At 69.8% G+C, this 24498-nt stretch carries 26 protein-coding genes; 5 read left to right on the plus strand and 21 right to left on the minus strand.

Annotated elements, in window-relative coordinates; translation table 11 throughout:
* The first annotated feature begins 33 nt into the window (after positions 1 to 33).
* Positions 34 to 1401, plus strand: a complete 1368-nt coding sequence (radA, locus tag MHY30_RS05570) for a DNA repair protein RadA (protein ID WP_239275863.1) — start codon at positions 34 to 36, stop codon at positions 1399 to 1401.
* A gap of 466 nt (positions 1402 to 1867) precedes the next feature.
* Here radA and MHY30_RS05575 read toward each other — a convergent pair whose 3' ends face one another.
* The 4 genes from MHY30_RS05575 to MHY30_RS05590 all read right to left on the minus strand — a co-directional run bounded on the left by MHY30_RS05575 (position 1868) and on the right by MHY30_RS05590 (position 6355).
* Complete coding sequence (locus MHY30_RS05575; protein ID WP_239275865.1) at positions 1868 to 2278, minus strand: dehydrogenase; 411 nt, start codon at positions 2276 to 2278, stop codon at positions 1868 to 1870.
* Between the two features lie 276 nt (positions 2279 to 2554).
* Positions 2555 to 3211, minus strand: coding sequence for a hypothetical protein (locus MHY30_RS05580; protein ID WP_239275867.1), 657 nt, complete (start codon positions 3209 to 3211; stop codon positions 2555 to 2557).
* Positions 3212 to 3257: 46 nt separating this feature from the next.
* Entirely contained in the window at positions 3258 to 3767 is a 510-nt protein-coding gene (locus MHY30_RS05585; protein WP_239275869.1) for an amino-acid N-acetyltransferase, read from the minus strand.
* Between the two features lie 62 nt (positions 3768 to 3829).
* Positions 3830 to 6355 carry an ATP-dependent Clp protease ATP-binding subunit gene (locus MHY30_RS05590; protein WP_239275870.1) on the minus strand — a complete coding sequence of 842 codons (2526 nt, stop codon included), beginning with the start codon at positions 6353 to 6355 and terminating at the stop codon, positions 3830 to 3832.
* A 259-nt stretch (positions 6356 to 6614) separates the two neighbouring features.
* Here MHY30_RS05590 and MHY30_RS05595 point away from each other — a divergent pair, with 259 nt between their 5' ends.
* Positions 6615 to 7172, plus strand: coding sequence for a hypothetical protein (locus tag MHY30_RS05595; RefSeq protein WP_239275872.1), 558 nt, complete (start codon positions 6615 to 6617; stop codon positions 7170 to 7172).
* Positions 7169 to 7402: a helix-turn-helix transcriptional regulator gene (locus MHY30_RS05600; RefSeq protein ID WP_239275874.1), complete on the plus strand. Its 234-nt coding sequence runs from the start codon at positions 7169 to 7171 to the stop codon at positions 7400 to 7402. Before MHY30_RS05595 ends, MHY30_RS05600 begins: the two co-directional genes overlap by 4 nt.
* 29 nt (positions 7403 to 7431) lie before the next feature.
* Here MHY30_RS05600 and MHY30_RS05605 read toward each other — a convergent pair whose 3' ends face one another.
* The 3 genes from MHY30_RS05605 to MHY30_RS05615 form a co-directional block, all read right to left on the minus strand.
* A complete protein-coding gene (locus MHY30_RS05605; protein ID WP_239275876.1) occupies positions 7432 to 8136 on the minus strand; it encodes a hypothetical protein in 705 nt (234 codons plus the stop codon).
* A 31-nt stretch (positions 8137 to 8167) separates the two neighbouring features.
* Positions 8168 to 9631 (minus strand): cardiolipin synthase, encoded by a 1464-nt coding sequence (gene cls, locus MHY30_RS05610; protein WP_374204591.1) that lies wholly within the window; start codon positions 9629 to 9631, stop codon positions 8168 to 8170.
* A gap of 68 nt (positions 9632 to 9699) precedes the next feature.
* Positions 9700 to 9885: an olfactory receptor family 2 protein gene (locus tag MHY30_RS05615; protein ID WP_239275880.1), complete on the minus strand. Its 186-nt coding sequence runs from the start codon at positions 9883 to 9885 to the stop codon at positions 9700 to 9702.
* A gap of 137 nt (positions 9886 to 10022) precedes the next feature.
* Here MHY30_RS05615 and MHY30_RS05620 point away from each other — a divergent pair, with 137 nt between their 5' ends.
* On the plus strand, positions 10023 to 11183 hold the full coding sequence (locus tag MHY30_RS05620; RefSeq protein WP_239275882.1) for a DUF4192 family protein: 1161 nt from the start codon (positions 10023 to 10025) through the stop codon (positions 11181 to 11183).
* On the opposite strand, the gene lysS is transcribed toward MHY30_RS05620, so the two are convergent.
* The 13 genes from lysS to tilS all read right to left on the minus strand — a co-directional run bounded on the left by lysS (position 11134) and on the right by tilS (position 23337).
* On the minus strand, positions 11134 to 12651 hold the full coding sequence (gene lysS / locus MHY30_RS05625; protein ID WP_239275884.1) for a lysine--tRNA ligase: 1518 nt from the start codon (positions 12649 to 12651) through the stop codon (positions 11134 to 11136). The genes MHY30_RS05620 and lysS overlap by 50 nt on opposite strands.
* A 171-nt stretch (positions 12652 to 12822) precedes the next feature.
* On the minus strand, positions 12823 to 13677 hold the full coding sequence (panC, locus tag MHY30_RS05630; protein WP_239275886.1) for a pantoate--beta-alanine ligase: 855 nt from the start codon (positions 13675 to 13677) through the stop codon (positions 12823 to 12825).
* Positions 13674 to 14405, minus strand: a complete 732-nt coding sequence (locus MHY30_RS05635) for a DUF2520 domain-containing protein (RefSeq protein WP_239275888.1) — start codon at positions 14403 to 14405, stop codon at positions 13674 to 13676. The genes panC and MHY30_RS05635 overlap by 4 nt, the downstream gene beginning before the upstream one ends.
* Positions 14402 to 16300 carry a PH domain-containing protein gene (locus MHY30_RS05640; RefSeq protein ID WP_239275890.1) on the minus strand — a complete coding sequence of 633 codons (1899 nt, stop codon included), beginning with the start codon at positions 16298 to 16300 and terminating at the stop codon, positions 14402 to 14404. Before MHY30_RS05640 ends, MHY30_RS05635 begins: the two co-directional genes overlap by 4 nt.
* On the minus strand, positions 16297 to 16893 hold the full coding sequence (locus MHY30_RS05645; RefSeq protein ID WP_239275892.1) for a PH domain-containing protein: 597 nt from the start codon (positions 16891 to 16893) through the stop codon (positions 16297 to 16299). Before MHY30_RS05645 ends, MHY30_RS05640 begins: the two co-directional genes overlap by 4 nt.
* A complete protein-coding gene (locus tag MHY30_RS05650; RefSeq protein ID WP_239275894.1) occupies positions 16838 to 17332 on the minus strand; it encodes a DUF3180 domain-containing protein in 495 nt (164 codons plus the stop codon). The genes MHY30_RS05645 and MHY30_RS05650 overlap by 56 nt, the downstream gene beginning before the upstream one ends.
* The gene (folK, locus tag MHY30_RS05655; protein WP_239275896.1) at positions 17329 to 17856 is read right to left on the minus strand and encodes a 2-amino-4-hydroxy-6-hydroxymethyldihydropteridine diphosphokinase; all 528 of its coding nucleotides are present in this window, start codon (positions 17854 to 17856) and stop codon (positions 17329 to 17331) included. Before folK ends, MHY30_RS05650 begins: the two co-directional genes overlap by 4 nt.
* Entirely contained in the window at positions 17853 to 18221 is a 369-nt protein-coding gene (gene folB / locus MHY30_RS05660; protein WP_239275898.1) for a dihydroneopterin aldolase, read from the minus strand. Before folB ends, folK begins: the two co-directional genes overlap by 4 nt.
* The gene (gene folP, locus MHY30_RS05665; protein ID WP_239275900.1) at positions 18221 to 19012 is read right to left on the minus strand and encodes a dihydropteroate synthase; all 792 of its coding nucleotides are present in this window, start codon (positions 19010 to 19012) and stop codon (positions 18221 to 18223) included. The genes folB and folP overlap by 1 nt, the downstream gene beginning before the upstream one ends.
* Entirely contained in the window at positions 19009 to 19599 is a 591-nt protein-coding gene (gene folE, locus MHY30_RS05670) for a GTP cyclohydrolase I (protein WP_239275902.1), read from the minus strand. The genes folP and folE overlap by 4 nt, the downstream gene beginning before the upstream one ends.
* Positions 19600 to 19605: 6 nt before the next feature.
* Positions 19606 to 21609, minus strand: a complete 2004-nt coding sequence (gene ftsH, locus MHY30_RS05675) for an ATP-dependent zinc metalloprotease FtsH (RefSeq protein WP_239275904.1) — start codon at positions 21607 to 21609, stop codon at positions 19606 to 19608.
* Positions 21610 to 21757: 148 nt separating this feature from the next.
* Positions 21758 to 22309: a hypoxanthine phosphoribosyltransferase gene (gene hpt, locus MHY30_RS05680; protein ID WP_239275906.1), complete on the minus strand. Its 552-nt coding sequence runs from the start codon at positions 22307 to 22309 to the stop codon at positions 21758 to 21760.
* Between the two features lie 23 nt (positions 22310 to 22332).
* Positions 22333 to 23337 carry a tRNA lysidine(34) synthetase TilS gene (gene tilS, locus MHY30_RS05685; RefSeq protein ID WP_239275908.1) on the minus strand — a complete coding sequence of 335 codons (1005 nt, stop codon included), beginning with the start codon at positions 23335 to 23337 and terminating at the stop codon, positions 22333 to 22335.
* A 121-nt stretch (positions 23338 to 23458) separates the two neighbouring features.
* Here tilS and MHY30_RS05690 point away from each other — a divergent pair, with 121 nt between their 5' ends.
* Positions 23459 to 23992: an inorganic diphosphatase gene (locus tag MHY30_RS05690; RefSeq protein ID WP_239275909.1), complete on the plus strand. Its 534-nt coding sequence runs from the start codon at positions 23459 to 23461 to the stop codon at positions 23990 to 23992.
* A 55-nt stretch (positions 23993 to 24047) separates the two neighbouring features.
* On the opposite strand, the gene MHY30_RS05695 is transcribed toward MHY30_RS05690, so the two are convergent.
* On the minus strand, positions 24048 to 24498 hold a 451-nt coding region (locus MHY30_RS05695), incomplete at its 5' end, for a M23 family metallopeptidase (protein WP_239275910.1).

Raw genomic sequence — 24498 nt, forward strand, 5'->3', positions numbered from 1 at the left:
AGCGATGTCGGAGGCCGCGCGTACCCTGGGCGCATGGCATCCCGTCGTCCCGCTCCCACCGCCGCCCCTTACCGGTGCACCGAGTGCGGGTGGACGACGCTGAAGTGGGTCGGCCGATGCGGCGAGTGCCAGTCCTGGGGCACGGTGGTAGAAGCCGCCGCGCAGACGGGCATCACGCGCTCCGTCACCGCCGTCGCTCCGGGAGTGGCGCGCGCGGCGCGGCGCATCACCGAGATCGACACGCAGGACGCCCCGCGTCGCACGAGCGGCGTCGGCGAGTTCGACCGGGTGCTCGGCGGCGGCATCGTTCCGGGGGCCGCGATCCTGCTGAGCGGTGAGCCCGGCGTCGGCAAGTCCACGCTGCTTCTCGAGGTCGCGGCCCAGAGCGCACGAGCCGGGCGGCGCGTGCTGTACGCGAGCGGCGAGGAGTCCGCGGCACAGGTGCGTCTGCGCGCCGAACGTACCGGCGCGCTGCACGACGAGCTGTACCTCGCGGCCGAGACCGACCTCGCGACGATCCTCGGCCACATCGACCAGGTCGAGCCCGACCTTCTCGTCGTCGACTCGGTGCAGACGGTGTCGTCGGCGCTCAGCGACGGCGCGGCCGGTCAGCCGGCGCAGGTGCGCGAGGTGGCATCCACGCTCATCCGCGTCGCGAAAGAGCGAGGGCTCCCCGTGGTGATCGTCGGACACGTCACCAAAGACGGCACGATCGCGGGCCCGCGCGTGCTCGAGCACCTCGTCGACGTGGTCTGCCACTTCGAGGGCGACCGCCAGACGTCGCTGCGGTTCGTCCGTGCGCTCAAGAACCGCTTCGGCCCGACCGACGAGGTCGGGTGCTTCGACATGACCGGGAGCGGCATCGCCGAGGTCAGCGACCCCAGCGCCCTGTTCCTCGGGCACGGTGACCCCGAGCCCGGCACATGCGTGACGATCGCGATGGAGGGACGGCGCGCCCTGCCGGTCGAGATCCAGGCGCTCGCGGTGAAGCAGACCGCCCCCAATCCGCGCCGCATCGTCAACGGCGTCGACTCGTCGCGCGTGGCGATGGTGCTCGCGGTGCTCGAGAGCCGCATCGGCGTGTCCCTCGCCGACAAGGATGTCTACGTTTCGACCGTCGGGGGCGTGCGGCTGGTCGAGCCGGCGGCCGACCTGGCGATCGCGATCGCGGTGGCCAACGCCGTGCAGAACCGAACCGTGTCCAAGAGGCTCGCGGCGATCGGCGAACTCACCCTGACCGGCGAAATTCGCAACGTGACACAGGCGGCGCAACGCGCGTCCGAGGCCGCGCGCCTCGGCTATCACACGGTGCTCGACTCGCGATCCCGCAAGCTCGCGCAGGCCCTCAACGAGTTGAAGGTGCGCGGGATGCCACGCGACGACGTCACGCCCGCGTTCTGACGCATCGTCGCCGCCGACGCGGGAGGCCGCGTGACGGCGGTGCACCGGTGTCCTTGCGCGTCTTCGCCGTCGTGCGGCCGCGGCACGAAAGGGCTGCGGAGACTCCGTCGCCTCAGTGGCCGGGCGGTGCCGAGCGGCGGCGGCGGTGTGGGGACGTGTAGCCCAGCACCGCGGGGATCACGAGTCCGGCGGCGCACACGGCACCGGCGATCAGGTACTCCATGCCTCGAGTCTTACACGGGCGTCTCACCCGCGCGACCCCGGTAACTCACCCTCCTGATGTCCACCGGGCGGGGCTGGCATCCGTTTGCACGTCGCTTCGCGGTCGGAGCGCGCACAACTCCTGCACACTCCGCACGCCACCCGTGCAACCACCGCCCGCTGCCACAACCCGCAGGAGTTATGCCGCGGAGCGGACGAACCACGTCGCCGCGCCGCGCCTGAGCCCCCTCAGCAGCGCGGGGGCTCAGGCGTCGAGCGCGGCCAGCAGATCGACCGGGCTCGCCTGGATCGGGTGAGGGCCCGCGATGTCGATGAACACGGTCGTGATCTCGTCGCGGTGGCGGTCGAGGAACGCGCGCAGCCACTGCGGCGACTGCAACGCGATGTGCGGAGGCAGAGTCTCGGGCTTGTGGGCGGCGTCGCTGAAGAGAAGCAGCGCGATCTCGCCGGTGTTCGGATCGCGGTAGGTCCACACCTCGCCGACGTCGCGGGGGTCGTCGGCGTCACCCGGGCGCATGAGCGGCACGACGGTGGGCCCATGCCTCAGGGCGAACGCGATCGCCGCCATGTCCTGCGTCTGCAGGGCGTCGGTGAGAGCGGTGTTCTTGAAGTCCACGTCGAGCTTCTTCCCCTTGCGCTTCTTGCCGCCGGCCATCCCCCGAGCCTAACCGCGGCGCCCCCGCCCTGTCGCTTCGGCGTAGATCGCCGAAACCCGAGCCCGCCTGGCCTCCTCCCCCCTGGCACGCTCCGGACCGCCACCCGACCGGGGCGCACCGAGTGCACCGGGGCGGTCATCGCGCGCCGGTGCACCGATCGCGCCCCGGCGCGACGCTCATCGCACACCCGGGTGCACCGATCGCGCCCCGGCGCGACGCTCATCGCACGCCCCACTCGCGGCGAGCCCGCGCTCCACCGAGAGCGGGCACCCCGGTCACTGCAAGATGAATGACACCGTCCCGGCTGACGGGATGCCGCCGATCGAGACGCTCAGGTGATACGTCGCGCCACCGCCCGGGGCGAACGGCCGCTCACCGTCGCACGAGCTGACCGACGACCGCGTGCGATCCCAGGTGAGGGGCGCCGCGCTCGTGACCTGCTGACCCGCGGCGAGTGTGACCTCCATGTCGCTGGGCTCGGTCTGGCAGTCGGTCGATCGCCACCACACGTCGGAACCGCTCGTGACGGTGAAGGACTGCGCGCTCGTGCCGACGTTCATCGTGCACGGGTTCGCGGACGTGTTGGTGAGGCGAATGGACAGCTGAGGATTCTCGCCCTGCCCGTACTCGCCCTTGTCGGCGACCGCCTCCACGGTGATGTCCGCGGGGCTGCACTCCACCGGACCGGCGGGCGCCGTCGGTGTCGGGGTGGCCGTGGGCGTGGGCGTCGGCGCGGACTCCGCCGCGGAGGGCGCGGGGGCAGACGAGCTCGTCACCGGCGACGGATCGGCCGCGGGGGCGGAGCGCCACGGCGGCGCCGCGACGAGCCAGACGACAAGTCCGATCACGAGCAGCGCGAGGAGCGCGGCGGCAAGACGGCGTCGACGGTAGACCGCCGGGGACTGCCGCCGCCTGCGGGGGGCATCGGTCATCGTTCCAGCGTAGGCGGCGCCGCCGGGCGCTCGCGCCATGCCGCGCTCACAGGTGCTTGAGCATTCGCGTGTTGCCGAGCGTGTTCGGCTTCACGTGGGCGAGGTCGAGGAACTCCGCCACGCCTTCGTCGGGGCTCCGCACGAGCTGGGAGTACACGTCGGGGTCGACGACCTGCTCCCCGATGGGCGCGAATCCCCGGCGCGTGAAGAAGTCGACCTCGAAGGTGAGGCAGAACAGCCGCGTGACGCCGAGTTCGCGCGCGTTCTCCTCCAGCACCTCCACGATCGCGCGGCCCACCCCGTGGTGAAGCCAGTCCTCGTGCACGATGAGCGTGCGGATCTCGCCGAGGTCCTCCCACATGACGTGGAGGGCGCCGCAGCCGATGACCTCGCCGTCGACCTCGGCGACGACGAACTGCTGCACCGAGCCGTACAGCACCACGAGGTCCTTGCCGAGCAGGATGCGCTTCTGCACGAGCGGCTCGAGCAGTTCGTGGATGCGTCGGACGTCGCTGGTTCCGGCGGGGCGGACGACGAACGGCACGGCATCGGTCATCGTCCCAGCGTACGACGGGGGCCCGGATGCCATGGCATCCGGGCCCCCGTGGTGTTCCTTCGTCAGTTACCGGCGACGATGTCGGGAGTGGCCGCGATCTCTCCGGCCGTGCCGACGCCGATCGCGACCTTGTCGCCGCGGGGGCCGCTCTCGAAGGTGAACTGGCCGTTCTCGACGCCCACCTTGACGTGGTCGCCCGACTCGAGCTCTCCGTGCAGGATCTTCTCGCTGAGGCGGTCTTCGACCTCGCGCTGCATGGCGCGGCGCAGCGGGCGGGCACCGAGCGTCGGGTCGAAGCCGATCTCGATGAGCTTGTCCTTGGCGTCGTCCGACAGCTCGACGGTCATGTCGCGGTCGAGCAGGCGGTCGGCCAGGCGCTTGACGAACAGACCGACGATCTGGCGCAGCTCGTCCTTGTTCAGCTGCGGGAAGACGATGACGTCGTCGACACGGTTGAGGAACTCGGGCTTGAAGTGACGCTTGAGCTCCTCGTCGACCTTGCCCTTCATCCGCTCGTAGCTGGTCTGCGAGTTGCCCTCGACCTGGAAGCCGACGGGACCACCGGCGATCGCCGACGAACCGAGGTTCGTCGTCATGATGATCACGGTGTTCTTGAAGTCGACCACGCGCCCCTGACCGTCGGTCAGACGGCCTTCCTCGAGGATCTGCAGGAGCGAGTTGAAGATGTCGGGGTGCGCCTTCTCGATCTCGTCGAACAGCACGACCGAGAACGGCTTGCGGCGCACCTTCTCGGTGAGCTGGCCGCCCTCTTCGAAGCCGACGAATCCCGGAGGGGCACCGAACAGACGCGAGACGGTGTGCTTCTCACCGAACTCCGACATGTCGAGGGAGATCAGCGCGCCCTCGTCGTCGAAGAGGAACTCGGCGAGCGCCTTGGCCAGCTCGGTCTTTCCGACGCCCGTGGGGCCGGCGAAGATGAACGAGCCGCTCGGGCGCTTCGGGTCCTTCAGACCCGCACGCTGACGACGGATCGTCCGCGACAGCGCCGCGATCGCCTCTTCCTGGCCGATGACCCGCTGGTGCAGGGCCTTCTCCATGAACATGAGGCGGCTGGACTCCTCCTCGGTGAGCTTGAACACCGGGATGCCGGTCGCCTGGGCGAGCACCTCGGCGATCAGGCCCTCGTCGACGACCGCGTGGGAGGCGACGTCGCCGGAGCGCCACTGCTTCTCGAGGCGCAGACGCTCCGCGAGAAGCGACTTCTCCTCGTCGCGCAAAGCCGCGGCCTTCTCGAAGTCCTGCTCCTCGGAGGCCTGCTCCTTCTGCTCGCGGACCTTGGCGATCTTCTCGTCGAACTCGCGCAGCTCGGGCGGGCTGGACAGGATCGACAGGCGCAGGCGTGCACCGGCCTCGTCGATCAGGTCGATCGCCTTGTCGGGCAGGAAGCGGTCGCTGATGTAGCGGTCGGCGAGGTTCGCCGCGGCCACGATCGCGCCGTCGGTGATCTGCACCTTGTGGTGCGCCTCGTAGCGGTCGCGCAGCCCCTTCAGGATGTTGATCGCGTGGGGCAGGCTCGGCTCGGCGACCTGGATCGGCTGGAAGCGGCGCTCGAGCGCGGCATCCTTCTCGAAGTGCTTGCGGTACTCGTCGAGCGTGGTGGCACCGATGGTCTGGAGCTCACCACGGGCGAGGAGGGGCTTGAGGATGGATGCCGCGTCGATCGCGCCCTCGGCGGCTCCCGCACCCACGAGGGTGTGGATCTCGTCGATGAAGACGATGATGTCGCCGCGCGTGCGGATCTCCTTGGTGACCTTCTTCAGGCGTTCCTCGAAGTCACCGCGGTAGCGGGAGCCGGCGATGAGCGAGCCGAGGTCGAGCGAGTAGACCTGCTTGTCCTTCAGCGTCTCGGGCACATCGCCCTTGACGATGGCCTGAGCGAGTCCTTCGACGACCGCCGTCTTTCCGACACCGGGCTCACCGATGAGGACGGGGTTGTTCTTCGAGCGGCGCGACAGGATCTGCATGACCCGCTCGATCTCCTTCTCGCGCCCGATGACGGGGTCGAGCTTGTTGTCGCGCGCGGCCTGCGTGAGGTTGCGACCGAACTGGTCGAGCACGGCCGAGCCGCCCTGCGCGCCCGAGGACTGCTGCTCGCCGGCGCCGGTGGCGACGCCCGCGGGCTCCTTGCCCTGGTAGCCCGACAGGAGCTGGATGACCTGCTGGCGCACCTTGTTCAGGTCGGCGCCGAGCTTGACGAGCACCTGAGCCGCGACGCCCTCACCCTCGCGGATGAGGCCGAGCAGGATGTGCTCCGTGCCGATGTAGTTGTGGCCGAGCTGAAGGGCCTCGCGCAGCGACAGCTCCAGCACCTTCTTCGCGCGCGGCGTGAAGGGGATGTGACCGGTCGGCTGCTGCTGGCCCTGGCCGATGATGTCCTGCACCTGCTCGCGCACGGCGTCGAGCGAGATGCCGAGGGACTCGAGCGCCTTGGCGGCGACACCTTCTCCCTCGTGGATGAGGCCGAGGAGAATGTGCTCGGTCCCGATGTAGTTGTGGTTGAGCATCTTCGCCTCTTCTTGGGCGAGCACAACCACGCGACGGGCACGGTCGGTGAATCTCTCGAACATCCTCAGTCCCTCCAGGAATGGGCTGACAGGCACGCCTCCGCGCGCCGTACATCGAGAGTAACCAGCGGTCGGATGCCACGGACGCGTGTTCGCCGTGGGCATACCCGGCGCACGGGGGGACTTGTGCACCCCATCGACATTCGATAACTTATCGACAACCGATAACATCGACTTTCGATAAGGACACTGTCATGACATCCCCCGTCCGACCACCCGCATCCTTTCCCGCGGTGACACCGTCGGTTTCCTCTTCTTCATCGTGCTCGGCGCGGGACTGGCCGTCTGGGCGGTCGTGCACAGCGTCATCACGATCGTGCAGGCCCTCCCCAACCGCGATGTGCCGGTGGCACTGCCCTTCCTCGACACCGTCGCCCAGGCACCACTCGGCCCCGACGGCGCCCCCGTCCCCGTCGAACTCGGGAGCGGAGTCCTCGTCGCCCCGGAGCTGCCGATCGCGTCGCTGTGGGCGCTGGTCATCGCCGAGGTACTCTTCGCCACAGTGGTGGTGGCCGTCGTCGTGCTGTTGCTCCTGCTCACCGCCGACATCCTGCGCGGCCGCATCTTCAGCAAGCGCAACACCGGCATCGTCACGACGGTCGGAATCGTCGCCCTGGTGGGGTTGGCCGGGGTGCCGTTCTTCCGCAACATGGTCGCCAACGGCGCCCTCGCCTGGATCTCCGACTACACCTACGAGCGGGGGCTGGTGCAGACCATCGACCTTCCCGTGCTCTTCGGAGCCGCGTTCATCGCCGCCCTCGCGGGCACCGTGTTCTCGGTCGGCGACCGTCTGCAGCGTGACACGGAGGGTCTCGTATGAGCCCGGCGACCGATGACGACGGGCCCAGCGGCATCCACTGTCGACTCGACGAGCTGCTCACCGAGCGGGGGATGACGCTGACCCGGCTGAGCGAACTGGTCGGGGTCAGCATCGTCAACCTCTCGGTGCTCAAGAACGACCGGGCACGAGCAATCCGCTACTCCACACTCGCCGCGATCTGCCGTGCGCTGGACTGCGAAGTCGGTGACCTCCTGGTGGTACAGGAGTAGGTAGCCGTCGCCCGGGCGCGGAAGCGCGTTCAGCGCCCGAGCAGCGGGATGGGTCCGTCGGAGGCGACGTTTCCGCCGACCAGCGTCAGTTCCACGGGTCCTTCCGCGACGATCCCGGTGAGATCGGCGAGGGTCACGCGGGGAGCGAGGTCCATGGTGCAAACCTGGTCGGCGGGTGGATCGGCGAACGTCACGACGGCGCCGCCCTCAGCAGAGGTCACGGCCTCCACCTGGGGGCGGCATCCCGAACTCCCCCACGTGAGGATCGCCGCGAGGCCATCACCGGCCCAGCCGGCGCTCGGCGCGAACTCGGCCACGGGGGCCGGGGCGGATCCGAGGCCTTCGAGCGAGACGGATGCCGTGACCGCCCCCGTGACCGCGACGTCGAGACCCGTCGTCGCGTCGACGCCCTGCGGGAGCGGAACGTACGTCGCCCGCGGTGCCATGTCTCGCGTGCAGGGCCCGTCGGTGGTGTCGATGAGCTCGACGGTGAGCGTGCCAGCGTCGAGCGCGGACTCCCCCGCCGCCGGCACACACGAGGAACTCCCCCACGTCACGACGGCGACACCTCGGCCCGCATCGAGCCACGCGACGCGCGCCTCCGCCTGCTCGGCGGACACCGTGGCATCCGGCGTCTCTTCGGGTGCCGAGGCGGGCCCGGTCGCGCATCCGACGAGGACACCGACGGACAGGATGCCAAGGCCCACCAGGGCGAAGAGCGAACGACGCGTCACGGGGTCCTCCGATGGAGTATGTGGGCGGCGCTCACTGCAGCGCCGAGGTGAGCCGAGCGAGGTTGTCGAGGATCGTCGAGCGCAGCGGTTGGCGTCGCCACTCCTCGATCGTCAACTCGCGGCTGAGGGTGCGGTAGACGTCTTCAACGCGACGCATGTCGCTGACGAACTCCTCGCCGCGCACGAGCATCGAGATCTCGAGATTCAGACCGAACGACCGCATGTCCATGTTGCTGGAGCCGATCACCGCGACCTCGTCGTCGATGGTCAGGCTCTTGCTGTGCAAGATGAAGGGTTTGCGGTACATCCAGATCTTGACGCCGGCGTGCAGCAGCGCTTCGTAGTAGCTGCGCTGCGCGTGATACACCATCGCCTGGTCGCCCTCTTCCGAGACGAAGAGCTCGACGTGCACGCCTCGCTGACAGGCGGTCGTGATGGCGAGTAGAAGCGCCTCGTCGGGGACGAAGTAAGGGCTGACGATGATGATGCGTTCGCGAGCGTTGAAGAGCAGTCCCAGGAAGAGCTTCAGGTTGTTCTGGAAGTCGAAGCCGGGGCCGGACGGAACGATCTGACAATCGAGGTCGCCGGGGCCCGACTCGACGCTGAACAGATCGATCTCGTCGGCCAGGGTCTCGTCGGTCTCGCTGTACCAATCGCTGAGGAACACCGCGTTGACGCTAGCGACGACCGGCCCCTCCACCCGGACCATCAGATCGACCCAGTGCAGCCCCCGTCGGATGTTCTTGCGCAGGTTGTACGACGAGTCGGTGACGTTCTGCGAACCCATGAACGCGACATCGCCGTCGATGACCAGCAGCTTGCGGTGGTTGCGCAGGTCAGGGCGCTGATAGCGCCCGCGCAGAGGCTGGACCGGAAGCAGCAGATGCCAGTGCGCGCCCATCCTTTCGAGGCGGCGCAGGGTCTGCCGGTAGAAGGGCTTGCCACGGTTGGCCCAGTGGTCGAGCAGAACGCGCACCACCACGCCTCGGGCGGCGACCTCTTCGAGCGCGCGGAAGAAGTTGTCGGTCGACGCGTCGGACTGGAGGATGTAGAACTCGACGTGCACGTACCGCTGCGCACGGCGGATCTCGTCGGCCATCGCGTCCAGGCTCTCCTGGTAGTCGGCGATGAGGGTCGCGGCGTTGTCGCCGGCGATGGGCATGGCGCCGAGGTTCCTGTTCAGACGCACCAGGGCGCGGAACCAGTCGGGCGCGTGGGGCCGCAGGGTGCCGAAGTCGAGCGACGCGCTCGTGTCGTGGATGTACCGGTTGATGTCGGCTTGCTTGCGACGGCGTTTGCGCGGCAGACGCGGGTTGCCGATCAGGAGGAAAAGGAACACCCCGACGAACGGGATGAAGTAGATCGCCAGCAACCACGCCATCGCCGCGGTCGGACGACGGTTGCGCGGCACGATGATGACGGCCGCGATGCGCACGACGAGATCGATGACGAACAGTGCGATGACGAGCCAACTCGCCTCGAACGTGGTATCGATCACGGGGCCTCCTGCGCGGGATGTCCCCTCAGCGTAGTGACCGGGCCCGACACTCGCGGACGCTGGGCTCAGCGAGCAGTGGTGTCCGAGGCGGGGAGACCGCGCTTGGCGCGCTCCTGGGCCTCGATGCGCGCGTACGCCTTCCGCTCGGTGCGGTCCATCCGGATCACGCTCCGCAGGATGAAGAAGAAGGCCGCCGAGACCACGATGGTCGGCAGGATCGCCCACAGCACGGCAGCCCACATGTTGTCCACACCTCAAGGATACGTGCGCCGCCTGAGCGCCGGGCGGGAAGGTGCCCCTTCTCCCCCGTGCGGCATTCACCCGGATCCTCCACCGATGTCTCCCCGCGGCTCTCGACGGCCACCCCGGCTCGGCCAGGCTCGTCGCCATGTCAACGATCGTCCGCGCCACCTCTCCGGCCGAGTTCCTCGCTCTCGTCCCCCATCTCCTCGGTTGCACGCCCCGGAACAGCCTCGCTCTCGTGACCTTCGCCGGGGGCCGGTCGCTGGGCGCCCTGCGGATCGACCTCCCCGGTCCGGACGCGGTCTCCGACATCGAGAACGTCGCCGCGACCGTCATCGGAATGGCGTGCAAGGTGCCCCGGACGGATGCCATCGCCGCCGTCGTGTACACGGAGACGAAGCTGGCGGATGCCGAGGCCGCCCCGCATCACCCCCTCGTCGAGGCCCTGCTGGCGCGAGCGGACATCTGCGGCCTGCGCGTGCAGGATGCCCTGATCGTCGGATCCGACGGGTGGGACAGCCTCCTCGCTCCCGGTGTGGACGGCGCGCGGTCGCTCGACGAGATCGCTCCCCTTCCGCACCTGCCGGCGGACGGCGAGATCGAAAGCGACCAGTTCGCGGCGGCGCAACTGCCCGCCGTTCCCCCCGCAGAGGCGACCGCGGTCCACCGCCTCCTGACGGACGCAGCGCACCTGTTATCACCCGAGGGGGAGCGCCGGCGGCTGCCCGGCCGTCGGCACGCCGCTGCCGAGGCGGTCGCCGAGGACCTCGCCGACCCGCCGGCCCTCTTCGAGACATTCCTTGATCCGGCGACTCCTCCCGATGTTCCGCGGATCGCGGCGGTCTCGTTCTGTCTGCAACGCGCCGTCCTGCGGGACGTGGCGTTGGTGCAGGCCGTCGGCGACCTCGCCACGGGCGACGCCGCTTACGCCGTCCTGTGCGCGTACGCCGACGGCCGACCGCTACCCGCAGAAATCGGCCGGCTGATGTGCGGGGAAGGAACGCGCCCCGACCCGCCTCGGCTGCTCCGTGCGCTCGAGCGCTGTCGCCGCGTGGCCGCGGCGACACCGCGCGCGGGCCGGGCGGGCCCCCTGGCCGCCTGCGCATGGCTCGCCTGGGCCACCGGACGATCCACCCACGCCGCGGTGTACGCGACGCAAGCGCTCGCTATCGATCCTCACCACGGCCTCGCCGAGATCGTGCGGACGATGACCGATCAGGGACGCGTGCCCGAGTGGCTGTTCGACCCCCGGCCGATCACTTCACCAGGGGAAACAGGATCGTCTCGCGGATCCCGAGCCCGGTGATGGCCATGAGCAGCCGGTCGATTCCCATGCCCATACCCCCCGTCGGAGGCATCCCGTGCTCGAGCGCGCGCAGGAACTCCTCGTCGATGGGCATCGCCTCGTCATCGCCGCGCGCCGCCAGCTTCGCCTGCTCGGTGAACCGTTCCCGCTGGATGACCGGGTCGACCAGCTCTGAGTACCCCGTGGCCAGTTCGAAGCCCCGCACGTACAGGTCCCACTTCTCGACCACGCCCGCGACGGAGCGATGCTCACGGACCAGGGGGCTCGTGTCGACGGGGAAGTCCATGACGAACGTCGGACGCGTCAGCCCTCCCTTGACGAAGTGCTCCCACAGCTCCTCGACCCACTTGCCATGCGTCTCGTGAGCGGGGGCGTCCACTCCCGATTCCGCACCGAAGGCGCGCAGTTCGTCGAGAGTCGTCTCGGGAGTGATGGAACGGCCCGCGGCCTCGGACAGCGAGCCGTACATCGAGATGCGATCCCACTCCCCGCCCAGGTCGTACTCGGTGCCGTCCGCCCACGTCACGGTCGTCGAACCGGCCACGGCGACCGCGGCGTCCTGGATAAGGGTCTGGGTGAGGTCGGCGATGCCGTTGTAGTCGGTGTACGCCTGGTACGCCTCGAGCATCGCGAACTCGGGACTATGCGTGGAGTCTGCGCCCTCGTTCCGGAAGTTCCGGTTGATCTCGAACACGCGGTCGATACCACCGACGACGGCGCGCTTGAGGAACAGCTCCGGAGCGATACGCAGGTACAGGTCGGCGTCGAAGGCGTTGGAGTGGGTGATGAACGGGCGGGCGCTCGCGCCACCGTGCTGCACCTGAAGCATCGGGGTCTCGACCTCGACGAAGTCGCGCTCGGCGAAGGTGCGACGGAGGCTCGCGTTCACCTTGGCGCGCGCCAACACGGTCTCGCGGGCGCGGTCGCGGACGATGAGATCGAGGAACCGGCTGCGCACGCGGCTTTCCTCGCTCAACTCCGAGTACATGTTCGGCAGGGGCAGGACGGCCTTGGCGGCGATCGCCCAGTCCGACACCATGATCGACAGCTCACCGCGGCGGCTCGAGATCACTTCGCCCGAAACGAACACGTGATCGCCGAGGTCGACGATCTCCTTCCACGCCTGGAGAGAGTCCTCGCCCACATTCGCCAGCGACACCATCGCCTGAATGCGACTGCCGTCCCCCGACTGCAGGGAGGCGAAACAGAGCTTGCCGGTGTTGCGGCTGAAGACCACACGGCCCGCCACGCCGACGGTGATGCCGGTCTCGGCTCCCGCCTCAAGGTCACCGAAGCGCGCGCGCAGGTCGGGGATCGTGTCGGTCACGGGAACGGTGACCGGGTACGGCCCGCCGGCCGCGTCCGGCCGCTCCTGCAGCAGGCGCTCCCGCTTGGCGAGTCGGACCGCCTTCTGCTCGAAGACGTCGTCTTCGGTGGGTTCGGCGTCGTTCGCGGGCGCGTCGGTCATCGTGAAGGCTCCTCGGGGTCTCCACGAGTTTATCCGCGCGGCGCCGCCGCCTCTCCCGGTGCGACCGCGGGGTGCCGAGCGGGAGCGATCAGGGTGGAACCGTCAGGCGATGGCCTCCGCCAGGAGTGCCTCGGCCGCCGCCCGGGGTTTCGACGACCGCCGCCCGCGGCCTCAGCTCAGCGAGATCTCCGCGTTGTCGATGAATCGGTGCCCGCCGACGGTGGCGGCGATCAGCGCGATCGCGCGCCCGCGGTGTCCATCGTCGACGGGAAGGAACGTCTCGGGGTCGACGACCGAGAGATACTCCAGGGTGATCCGGGACTCTCCCATCAGCGAGGACTGCGCCGCGGCGATGCACGCGTCCACGCCCCGATCGGCGTTGGATGCCGCGGCATCCAACGCTCCCGTGAGCTTCGTCGCGGCGCGGCGGTCGGCCTCATCCAAAAGCCCCACGCGACTGGAGACCGGCAGACCGTCTTCGGCGCGGACCGTGGGGACCAGGACCGTTTCGATGCCGAAGTCGAGATCGCGGATCATGCGCCGGACGAGGAAGGCCCTCTGCAGGTCGCGCTCACCGTAGACGGCGAGGTCGGGGCGGATCAGGTGGAACAGCTTCGCCTCCACCGTCAGGACGCCGTCGAAGTAGAACGGGCGCACCCGCCCCTCGTACCTCAACCCCAGATCGCCCGCGGACACGCGCGTAGTCGCGGTACCCGCGGGCAGGAAGTCGGCTGCCGCGGGGGCGAAGACGACGTCGATGCCCAGTTCGTCGAGCAAGTCGGCATCCGCGTCGGGCGTGCGAGGGTACGCGGCCGTCTCGTCCGCGGTACGGAAGCGCAGGGGGTTGACGAACGTCGACACCACCACGACGTCGGCGCGCTCACGAGCTGCGCGAATGAGATCGACGTGACCGTCGTGCAGGGCCCCGAGCGTGGAGACGAGAGCAACGCGCGCGGCACCGCCCGGTCGATCTTCGTCTCTGACCTCGGCCAACCGGGTACGCAGACCGTCGATGGTGCGGATCATCCGTCGATCGTAGCGTCGGGCGGAACGGTGTCCGACGCCGTCGGTCCGGCTCCCTCGATGAGAGCCTGGTCGACGCTCGAACGCACCAGCGCCGAGAGGTACGCCCCCGTGTTCTCGACGCCCACCCCCGCCAGTAGCGTCGCCGACTGGCGCACGATCGAACGGGAGAACTGCGTCGCCGTCTCCACCGCCTCCGCGTATGCGATGCGGTCCGCCTCGGCGATCACCACGGGCTCGCAACCGAGCTCGACGGCGAGGGCTTGCGCGATCGGCAGCACGGGGCCCGGCGCGGTGACGGCGGCGTACGCCTGCGCGAGCTGGCGCAGGTCGATCGACGATGCCCCGGTGAAGACGATCGCCGGATGGATGGCGAGAGGAATCGCTCCGCGCTGCAATGCCGGCGTGAGTACCTCGACGCCGTACGCCGGGTCGGTGTGCAGGACGAGCTGTCCCGGCTGCCACGCGCCGAGGTCCGCCAGCCCTGCCACCAGTCCGGGCAGCTGGTCGTGCGGGACCGCGATGACCACGAGCTCACTGCGGCGCACGACCTCCTCCGGCGACAGCACAGGGAGCCCGGGCAGGATCGCCTCGACCCGGTCGTCGTCCGACCCGGACGTGATGCCGGTCAGCGCGTGGCCCGCGCCGGCCAGGGCTGCACCGATAACCGGCCCGACGCGCCCCGCCCCGATGATGCCGACCCCGAGCCGGCCGTCGCGACCGCCGCTCATCCGGCCCACCGGTGGCTGCGGTCGCCCGCCGCGGCGCCGATCGTGGCCCGCGTGGTGTCCTCGAACAACGCCACGGCGTCGTCACGGTCGAGAGCCCCCACCGACGTCTGCACCGCCCCCGCGATGACGTGCGCGGCGAGAGTGGCCGTCCGAGTCGCGCGAGCGAGAGGCCCCTGTTGCACGCCCACCGACTGCAGGCGCGCCAGCGGCACGACCGTGAGTGTTCGTCGCGCCCATCCCCGCCGAAGGAAGAGGGCATCCGCCGTGAGCACCGCACCATTGCGCCGCCACGACAAGGGGCGCAGCAGACGCACCCGCCGCGGCGTGATCACGTAGGGGTCGTCATCGGCCGGGCCAAGGATGCCGTGGCGGAACACGTACGTCCATTCCTCCGGTGGCAGCGCCGGGGCGAGAATGCGCAGAACCTTCTCGACATCGTCGCGCGTACCGATGGGCAGCACCGCGGCGAACAGGTCGGCACTGGAATCCGTGGAGCCGCGGCCGGAAAGGCGGTTGATCGAAATGCTCCACCACCCGAACGGACGCCACAGCAACGGCTGGTGCACCTCGATCGCGTGCACGCGTCCGGGAGGCACCACCTCGCTGATCGTCGTGAAGAGGCCGAAGGTCAAGCGCACGCCGTCGGCACTCGGGGCGATCGAGTAACGGAGTCCGCGTGCGATCGAGCGGACGTAGTAGGCCCCGAAGGCCAGGAAGGCGGGCACCACCGTGAACAGCAGCCACACCGTCGACAGCGCCGCCGCCACGGCGATCACGACGACGAGTCCAACGAGCATGATGGTCGACCCGCTCAGCACCCGTGAGGCCACGAGTCGACCGAGCGGGATACGCACGATGCTCTCCGGCTCGGCATCCGAGATGTCCTCACCGTCGACGATGCCCTGGATACCGGCCGCGACCGCGTCAGCCGCCTTGCGCACGGGCGAACCCGACGCTCCCGGCGCGACGCCCCGCTCCGCGAGGCGACGACCGGATGCCAGCCGGAGGATGTCACCGCGAACCGTCTCGGCGGCATTGGCCGAGAGGTACTCGAGCTTCACGTTCGAGTCCAGCCCGGCGCCGACCACTTCGAGCTTCGCCAAGCCGAGGAGGCGAGCCACCATCGGGCGCGTGAGGTTGACCCCCTGCACACGATCCAGCGGCGCGCGGCGGTGCGTGCGGAAGAGAACTCCCGAACGGACTTCGACGTCGTCGTCGCTGATGCGGAAAGTGTGGAACCGCCACGACAGTCGGAATGCGACGAGCAGCACGACCAGCACCACCAGGGCGCCACCTGCCGCGAGAAGGATCAGGTTGTTCGAGAAGAGGAAATCGACGGGGTCCGGCGGGAGGACGCCGGGCGGCAGGTCCGTCACCGAGGGGAGGAAGAACTCGAGCAGACGTTCGCGCATATTCGCGATGATGACGCCGACGATCACGAGGAGGAACAGTCCACCCCGCAACAGCGGCGTGAGGGGGTGCAGGCGCTGCCACTCGCCATCGCTCAGCGGCGAGCGCACGAGAGCTCGGGCCGGCGAGTCAGCGGCGACACCCGGCGATGGGGCGGTGCCCGCGACCGAGTCAGCGGCAAGGCCGGGCGTCGGAACGGTGCCCGCGACCGAGTCAGCGGCAAGGCCGGGCGTCGGAACGGTGTCCGCGACGGAGTCAGCGGCGACACCGGGCGCTGGAACGGTCTCCGCGACCGAATCGGCGGTCGGCGGCTTCCACGCCGGATCCGGCGCCGAGCCTGCCCCGGCCGGCGCCCGGCCCGACGCCGCGGCCGCCCCGGCCTCAGCCCCGCCCGCCCCGGTCTCGGCCGCCTCGCTCTCGCGCCGGTTCGCCTGCGAGGCGTCGGCGCCGTTGGCGTCGCGCTCCGACCACGTCGGCTCGCTCACAGCCCGGTCCGGCGGGTCTCGGCGACATCGATGAGGGTGTCACGCAGTTGCTCGGCCGCGCGCTGCGTCAGGCCCGGGATCGTGACGCCCGACGACGCTGCGGCGGTGACGAGCTTGAGCTGGGCGATCCCGAAGCCGCGGTCAAGCGGACCATGGGTGATGTCGACGAGCTGCATTCGTCCATACGGAACCGCCACCACCCGCTGCCACAGGATGCCGCGACGGAAGACCAGATCATCGCGCCGAAGCTGATACCCGAAGGAGCGGGCCTGCCGCGGCGTGATGACGATGCCGATCGCGGTGACCAGCAGGATGACGCCGACCGGGATCCACTGCCACGTCACGCCGGTGATGAGCTGAGCGACGATGGCCGCCGCCAGCACCAGCAGGAACACCGCGCCCTGTGAGATGAGCTGCACCCTCACATAAGCGCGGGCCAGCTGGTGCCACGTGCCGTCGCCGATCGGCAGGCGCCCGGAACCGCGCGGCTCGAGAATGCGGTCGTAGGTGGCGTCGTCGAGGACGGAGGCCGCGGACTCAGCCGACGGTGGGACCGGCGTCGGGCGCTCCGGCAGATCCGGGGTGTTCGTCATCGTCGTCCTTCCGGATGGTGCACAACTGCTCGGCCACGAGTCCCGCGACGACGAGGGCGGCACCGCACACGGCCGTCGCGATGATCGACCCCAACGAGCCTAGCGACGGAGTGAACGGACGTGTGAAGACGAAGCCCAGCAGCCCCAGCGCGAAACCGGTCGATGCGGCACCGAGGATCGACGAAGCCTTCGCGAGCATCGCGATCCGCAGCGCCCGGAAGGGGTCGATGCGACGATCGCTGCGGCCCCGTGAGGCACGGAAAACCGGAACGGCGACCACGACGACGACCGCGCCCAGCAGCGCCAGAATGGTCGGGAGACTCGCCGCCGGCACGAACGTCGGCCGCCCCGTCGAGGTGAGGGCGGTGTCGAGCAGGAACCCGACCACGGCGCCGACGAGTGCCGCCACGACGAGGATCGTCACTCCCGTCCGCTTCACGATGCGCCGTCCTCGAGCCCGGCCAACAGGGCGTCGACCCGACCACGGCCGGGGATGATGGCATCCGGATCCACGTCCAGCCACGGCCGGAGGACGAATGCGCGTTCGTGCGCGCGCGGATGCGGCACAGTCAATCGTTCGTCGTCGATCCGCTCGTCGCCGTAGGCGATGAGGTCCAGATCGAGAGTGCGATCCCCCCACCGCTCGCGGCGCACTCGCCCGTGGTCGCTCTCGATGCGGTGCAGCTGGTCGAGAAGCGTCGCCGGCGCCAGGCGGGTCTGCAGCAGCGCGACGGCGTTCAAGTAGCGGGGCGCGTTCTCGTCCTCACCGCTGAGCGTGAGGGCGACCGTCTCGATCGGGGCGGACACCCGCACGTCGGTCGTCAGCGGCAATCGGCGCAGGGCCGCGACGGCGGCGTCGAGGGTCTCGGCCCGCGCGCCCAGGTTCGCGCCGAGAGCCACGACCGCGGACACGGGACGATCCGCGGGGGGATCGCCGATGCCGTGCGCGAGACGCACGCTCATGCGCGACCCCGCCGGATCGTCACCGACACGTCACCGAAAGGCACGGTGATCGGCGCCTGCGGCTTGTGCACCGTCACCGTCACCAGCATGACGCGCTCGTCGGCGAGCACGTCGTCCGCGATGCGTTGTGCGACGGTCTCGAGCAGGTCGGCCGGGTCGCCCTGCACGATCGCGACGATGCGCTCGGCGAGTTCGCCGTAGTGCACGGTGTCGCGAACGTCGTCGGACTCCGCCGCCGGACGCAGCGAGAGCTGGAGGACGACGTCCACGACGAAGTCCTGCCCCTCACGCTTCTCCTCGGGGTACACGCCGTGGAATCCGTGCGCGCGCACCCCCGTCAGGGTGATCTCATCGGCGAAGTCCATCAGGCCTCCCAGGCGCGGGCGACGGCGAGCGCGTCGCGAGTGGTCGGGATGTCGTGCACGCGCACCGCCCACGCCCCGGCACGAAACGCCAGGACGCTCGTCACGGCGGTGGCGAGATCGCGGCGCGTGAGGTCGGCGTCCTCGCCGATCGCCTCGCCGAGGAAGCGTTTGCGGCTCGTTCCCACCAGAACACGACAGCCGAGGTCGATTACACGCGGCAGCCCACGCAACGTCTGCCAGTTCTGCGCCCCGCGCTTGCCGAAGCCGATGCCCGGGTCCACGACGATCCGTGCGCGGGAGATGCCCGCCGCCTCGGCTCGCGCGATGCGCTCCCCCAGTTCCGCGGTCACCTCCGCCGCCACGTCGCCGTAGTCGGCGCGCGCGTACATCTCGGACGAGGGTCCACGCCAATGACCGAGAGCGATGTCGGCATCGGTCTCGGCGACGGCAGAGAGCATCTCGGCGTCGGCGAGGCCGCCGGACACGTCGTTGACGAGCGCCGCACCGGCTGCGACGGCGGCGCGCGCCGTCGACGCGTTCATCGTGTCGATGCTGACGACCAGGCCCTCGGATGCCAGGGCCTCGACGACCGGGAGGACGCGCTGCTGCTCGACCCTCGGCGCCACTCGCTCCGCCCCCGGCCGGGTCGACTCGCCACCCACGTCGAGGATGTCCGCACCCTGTTCGTGGAGATGGCGAGCGTGGGCGATGGCCGCGTCGGGATCGAGGAAGCGGCCGCCGTCGCTGAACGAGTCGGGGGTGACGTTGACGATCCCCATCACGAGCGTCACGGGCGGCTCCGACCGATCAGAGCGACCAGCTCCCCGCGCGCGACGGGGTCGGTGTAGACGCCGCGCGCGGCGATCGTCACGGTCGAGGCGTCGGGCTGACGCCCGCCCCGCATCGTGACGCACTCGTGCTCGGCGTCCAGGACGACGAGCACGCCCCGCGCATCGAGGGCACCGGCGATCGTGTCGGCGACCTGCTCACCGAGACGCTCCTGCACCTGCGGGCGAGCGGCCAGGATGTCGATGACGCGGGGAAGCGCGCCGAGCCCCACGACCTCTTCACCCGGCAGATACGCCACGTGGGCGTGGCCCCGGAAGGGGAGCAGGTGGTGCTCGCACATCGAGCGGAAGGCGATGTCGCGCAGCATCACCGCCCCGGAGGGCAACGTGTCGGGCGCCGGGCCGCGGCTCACCGAGATGGTGTGCTGCAGGGGCGCACCGGCATCCTGTCCCACTCCGCCGAAGAACTCGGTCCAGGAGTCCGCCACCCGCGCCGGGGTCTGCCGCAGCCCGGGGCGATCGGGATCCTCACCGATCGCCTCGAGCAGCTGGCGTACGAGCGCGGACACGCGCTCCCGGTCGACGGCCACGGGGCCTTACGCGGTGGCCGGACGCGTCTGTCCGCTCGGCCGGCGCTGCGGCTGGGCCGCGGTCTGCGCGTCGGCCTCGACGGACGCGGCCACGCCCGCGGGGGCCTGGCGGCGCGGAACCTCCACCGGGGGCAGGGTCGACACCGGGCGGTCGCCCGACGACAGCCACTGCGGGCGCGGGGGAAGACGCTTGACGTCCTTGAAGATCTCGGCGAGCTCGAGGTGGTCGAGCGTCTCCTTCTCGAGGAGAGCGAGCGCGAGACGGTCGAGGACCTCGCGGTTGTCGTTGATGACCTGGTACGCCTCGTTGTGCGCCTGCTCGATGAGCGCACGCACCTGCGCGTCGACGCGCTCGGCGATGCGCTCGGAGAAGTCGCGGCCGTGACCCATGTCGCGCCCCATGAAGACCTCGCCCGACGACGATCCGAGCTTGACCGGGCCGACGTCGGTGGTCATGCCGTACTCGGTGACCATCTTCCGGGCGATGCTCGTGGCCTTCTCGATGTCGTTGGAGGCTCCGGTCGTCGGGTCGTGGAAGACGATCTCCTCCGCGACGCGACCACCCATGGCGTACGTCAGCTGGTCCTGCAGCTCGTTGCGCGTCACGGAGTACTTGTCGTCGAGCGGCAGCACCATCGTGTAGCCGAGGGCCTTGCCGCGCGGGAGGATCGTGACCTTGGTCACCGGGTCGGTGTGGTTCATCGCCGCCGCCGCGAGCGCGTGTCCGCCCTCGTGGTACGCCGTGATGAGCTTCTCCTTCTCCCTCATCACACGCGTCCGGCGCTGCGGGCCGGCGATGACGCGGTCGATCGCCTCGTCGAGAGCGCGGTTGTCGATGAGCTGCGCGTTGGAACGCGCGGTCAGCAGCGCGGCCTCGTTGAGAACGTTGGCCAGGTCGGCGCCGGTGAATCCGGGCGTCTTCCGAGCCACGACCTCGAGGTCGACGGAGTCCGACAGCGGCTTGCCGCGACCGTGCACCTCGAGGATGCGCTGGCGTCCCTTGAGGTCGGGAGCGTCGACACCGATCTGGCGGTCGAAGCGCCCCGGACGCAGAAGCGCGGGGTCGAGGATGTCGGGGCGGTTCGTCGCCGCGATGACGATGACGTTGACCTTGGGGTCGAAGCCGTCCATCTCGACGAGCATCTGGTTCAGAGTCTGCTCGCGTTCGTCGTGACCGCCGCCCATACCGGCACCGCGGTGGCGCCCGACGGCGTCGATCTCGTCGATGAAGATGATCGCGGGCGAGTTCTCCTTGGCCTGGTTGAAGAGGTCGCGCACGCGGCTCGCGCCGACGCCGACGAACATCTCGACGAAGTCCGACCCCGAGATCGAGTAGAAGGGCACGCCCGCCTCCCCCGCGACAGCGCGAGCGAGGAGGGTCTTGCCGGTTCCGGGAGGGCCGTACAGCAGCACGCCCTTCGGGATGCGCGCACCGACCTCTTCGAACTTCTTCGGGTCCTTGAGGAATTCCTTGATCTCCTCGAGCTCTTCGATCGCCTCGTCCGAGCCCGCGACGTCCTGGAAGGTCACGGTGGGCGTCTCTTTCGTCACGAGCTTCGCCCGCGACTTGCCGAACTGCATCACCTTGCTGCCGCCGCCCTGGGCGCTGGAAAGCAACCACCAGAACAGCAGACCGAGCAGCACCAGGGGCAGGATCAGCGAGAGGAACCCGTCGAACCAGCTGGGGCGCGGCACGACGTCGTTGAACCCGTCGGCCGGTGCGGCCGTGTCGATCGCGGTCGCCACCTCGGCGGCCCGCGCCGTGCCGTAATAGAACTGCACGGTCTCGGCGCCCTCGTACGGCTGCGAGAGCTTGAGATCGACGCGCTGGTCGACGTCGTTGGTCGTCGCCTGGGACACCGTGCTGCCCTTGAGCAGCTCGAGGCCCTCCTGGGTCGAGATCTGGCGTGCCCCGCTGAGGTTGGAGATCAGCGAGAAACCGATGACCAGAAGCAGACCGACCAGCAGAACGTAGATGATCGGATTGCGCGTGATCTTCTTGAAATTCATGGTGGGCGAGCCCAGCCCTTTCGTGATCCGCCCGGAAGAAGCGGTGTCAATCAGGGTAACGCGCGCCGACTATGCCCGGCCTGTGCGTTCGTCGTGGGCGTACCGGGCGAGGGATGCCGCGCCGGGGCGCTCGGCATCCGATCGCGGATCAGGAGTAGACGTGCGGCGCGAGCACGGCGACGTCGCGCAGGTTGCGGTACTTCTCGGCGTAGTCGAGGCCGTAGCCGATGACGAAGTCGTTGGGGATGTCGAAGCCGACGTAGCGGCAATCGACCTCGACCTTCATGGCATCCGGCTTGCGCAGGAGCGCGAGCACCTCGACCGACTCGGCCCCGCGGGAGGCGAAGTTCTCCAGGAGCCAGCTCAGGGTAAGGCCGGAGTCGATGATGTCTTCGACGATGAGCACGTGCTTGCCCGTGATGTCGGTGTCGAGGTCTTTGCGGATCTGGACGACACCGCTCGAGCGGGTGCTGGCCCCGTACGACGAGACGGCCATCCAGTCCATGGTGATGTGCGAGGGCAGGTGGCGGGCGAAGTCGGCCATGACCATGACCGCGCCCTTGAGGACGCCCACGAGGACGACGTCGCGTCCGGCGTAGTCGGCCGCGACCTGCGTGGCCAGTTCGGCGAGCTTGCCCTGGATCTGCTCCTCGGTGAGGAGGACTTCGCTGATGTCGTCGGAGATGTCGGCCGCGCGCATTCGACAAGTCTACGCAGGACGCTTCAGGATGCCGCCCGCGCGACGATCTCGATCCGACCGCCGACGCGGCGCGCACGGCATCCCGGCAGGTCGATGGGTCCCTGCCCGCGCCACTCGGTCGCCAGGCGCGCGACCTCGAGCGTCTGCGTCCGTGTCAGAGCGACCCCGAACTCACTGTCGACGACGTAACGGATGATGCGGTTGCGCAGCGCCGCGGGGTTCGCGGCCAGGGCCGCGACCGACACCGAGATCCCGGCTTCGGCGTGCTCGACGATGTCTTCGATCGTCTCGTCGATCATGTCCTGGAACGCCGCCGCGTCCTCCCGGAGCTGCTCGGCGGTGCGCGCGAGGGCTTCGGCCACGCCCGGCCCGAGCTCGCGCTCCAGAGTGGGCAGTACGGTCTCGCGGACGCGAACCCGCGCATACGCGGGGTCGAGGTTGTGGGGGTCGCGCCACGGGTCGAGTCCTTCCGCGGCGCACGCGGCCGCGGTGACCTCGCGACGGACGCCGAGCAGGGGACGCACCCACGCCGGGCCGGTGGCATACCTCCGCTCCGGCGGCATGCCGGACAGGCTCGCCGCCCCCGACCCCCGCGCCAGCCCGAGCAGGACCGTCTCGGCCTGATCGTCGAGCGTGTGCCCCAGAAGCACCGCATCCGCGCCCGTCTCGGCGGCGGCACGGGCGAGACCGGCGTACCGCGCCTCGCGCGCCGCCGCCTCCGGACCGTTGCCGGCATCGCGCACGTCGACCGCGACGACCCGCGCGGCGAGCCCGAGCCCGCGGGCGAGCTCCGCGGCGCGCTCGGCGATCACGGGCGATCCCTCCTGCAGGCCGTGGTCGATCACCACGGCCTCGGCCCGGATGCCATGACGCGGGGCTTCGAAAGCGGCCGCGGCCGCGAGGGCGAGCGAATCCGCGCCGCCGGAAAGCGCGATCACGACGGCACCCTGCCGCCCCTCCAGGCAGGCACGTACGGCACGTCGCACCTCGGCGACGGCGGGGTCGAGTCCAGGTCGCCGCTCCTGCATGGCATCCACGCTATCCGCCGAGGCGCGGCCTCACCCCACGGACACAACGCAGGGCCCCGCGGGAGCGAGAACGCCCCGGCTAGGCTGGGCGGGGAAACCCACAGACCTAAGGAGCACGAGTATGGGCGCGTACGACGCCGTCATCGAGATCCCGCGCGGCAGCCGCGTGAAGTACGAAGTCGACCACGGCACGGGCCGGGTCTTCCTCGACCGCATCCTGTACACGGTGTTCGGCTACCCGGCCAACTACGGCTTCTTCGAGAACACCCTCGGCGAGGACGGCGACCCCCTCGACGTGCTCGTCCTGCTCGATCGTGACCTCTACCCCGGCATCCTCGCCAAGGTCCGCCCCGTCGGCGTGCTCAAGATGAGCGACGAGGCCGGCGGCGACGACAAGGTCGTCGCGGTACTCGCGAAGGACCCGCGTTGGGACCACATCCAGGACGTCGGCGACATCGACGAGTGGACCAAGAAGGAGATCGCGCACTTCTTCGAGCACTACAAGGACCTGGAGCCCAACAAGTGGGTCAAGGTCGACGAGTGGGCGGATGCCGCCGAGGCCGAGCGCCTGGTCGGCGAGGCGTTCACGCGCTTCGAGGAGCACGACGCCCAGACCAAGACGCAGGGTGAGGGCGAAGCCCCGAACACCCTCTGACCACTTCGGTCACGAGGAAGCCCCCCGGTCCGGGACCGGGGGGCTTTCGCGTGGGTCAGACCCAGACGCCGCGGTCACGCAACCACGTCGCGGGGTTGGTCGTGCCGCCCCACGGGGGGTAGACCTCGAAGTGGAGGTGGCATCCGAACGAGTTGCCGGTCTGGCCGGTCGCAGCGATCTGCTGCCCCGCCGAGACACGCTGGCCGTTGGAGACGTAAATGCCGCCCCCCACGATGTGCGCGTAGCCCGTGGCGGACCCGTCGTCGTGCTGGATGCGCACATAGTTGCCGTAGCCGCCGTTGTAGCCGGCGTAGGTCACGCGACCGGCTGCCGCGGCGTAGATGGGAGACCAGCATCCCGCGCCGAAATCGAGGCCGAGATGCCAGGTGCTCGCGCAATAGCTGGGGCCGCACTGACCGGTGCGGGGGCCGTATCCGGAACTGGTTCCCGCCGAAGAGGGGCGAGCCCATCCGGACCCGCCGACGGAGCCGCCGCCACCACCGCCG

It is taken from the genome of Microbacterium sp. ACRRU (assembly GCF_022346945.1).
GTDB classification, from domain to species: domain Bacteria; phylum Actinomycetota; class Actinomycetes; order Actinomycetales; family Microbacteriaceae; genus Microbacterium; species Microbacterium mcarthurae.

What these genes read in the sequence shown, in the direction of transcription:
- radA (WP_239275863.1), top strand. Translation starts at nt 34, where the DNA reads ATGGCATCCCGTCGTCCCGCTCCCACCGCCGCCCCTTACCGGTGCACC.
- MHY30_RS05575 (WP_239275865.1), bottom strand. Translation starts at nt 2,278, where the DNA reads ATGGCCGGCGGCAAGAAGCGCAAGGGGAAGAAGCTCGACGTGGACTTC.
- MHY30_RS05580 (WP_239275867.1), bottom strand. Translation starts at nt 3,211, where the DNA reads ATGACCGATGCCCCCCGCAGGCGGCGGCAGTCCCCGGCGGTCTACCGT.
- MHY30_RS05585 (WP_239275869.1), bottom strand. Translation starts at nt 3,767, where the DNA reads ATGACCGATGCCGTGCCGTTCGTCGTCCGCCCCGCCGGAACCAGCGAC.
- MHY30_RS05590 (WP_239275870.1), bottom strand. Translation starts at nt 6,355, where the DNA reads ATGTTCGAGAGATTCACCGACCGTGCCCGTCGCGTGGTTGTGCTCGCC.
- MHY30_RS05600 (WP_239275874.1), top strand. Translation starts at nt 7,169, where the DNA reads ATGAGCCCGGCGACCGATGACGACGGGCCCAGCGGCATCCACTGTCGA.
- MHY30_RS05620 (WP_239275882.1), top strand. Translation starts at nt 10,023, where the DNA reads ATGTCAACGATCGTCCGCGCCACCTCTCCGGCCGAGTTCCTCGCTCTC.
- lysS (WP_239275884.1), bottom strand. Translation starts at nt 12,651, where the DNA reads ATGACCGACGCGCCCGCGAACGACGCCGAACCCACCGAAGACGACGTC.
- panC (WP_239275886.1), bottom strand. Translation starts at nt 13,677, where the DNA reads ATGATCCGCACCATCGACGGTCTGCGTACCCGGTTGGCCGAGGTCAGA.
- MHY30_RS05635 (WP_239275888.1), bottom strand. Translation starts at nt 14,405, where the DNA reads ATGAGCGGCGGTCGCGACGGCCGGCTCGGGGTCGGCATCATCGGGGCG.
- MHY30_RS05645 (WP_239275892.1), bottom strand. Translation starts at nt 16,893, where the DNA reads ATGACGAACACCCCGGATCTGCCGGAGCGCCCGACGCCGGTCCCACCG.
- folK (WP_239275896.1), bottom strand. Translation starts at nt 17,856, where the DNA reads ATGAGCGTGCGTCTCGCGCACGGCATCGGCGATCCCCCCGCGGATCGT.
- folB (WP_239275898.1), bottom strand. Translation starts at nt 18,221, where the DNA reads ATGGACTTCGCCGATGAGATCACCCTGACGGGGGTGCGCGCGCACGGA.
- ftsH (WP_239275904.1), bottom strand. Translation starts at nt 21,609, where the DNA reads ATGAATTTCAAGAAGATCACGCGCAATCCGATCATCTACGTTCTGCTG.
- hpt (WP_239275906.1), bottom strand. Translation starts at nt 22,309, where the DNA reads ATGCGCGCGGCCGACATCTCCGACGACATCAGCGAAGTCCTCCTCACC.
- tilS (WP_239275908.1), bottom strand. Translation starts at nt 23,337, where the DNA reads ATGCAGGAGCGGCGACCTGGACTCGACCCCGCCGTCGCCGAGGTGCGA.
- MHY30_RS05690 (WP_239275909.1), top strand. Translation starts at nt 23,459, where the DNA reads ATGGGCGCGTACGACGCCGTCATCGAGATCCCGCGCGGCAGCCGCGTG.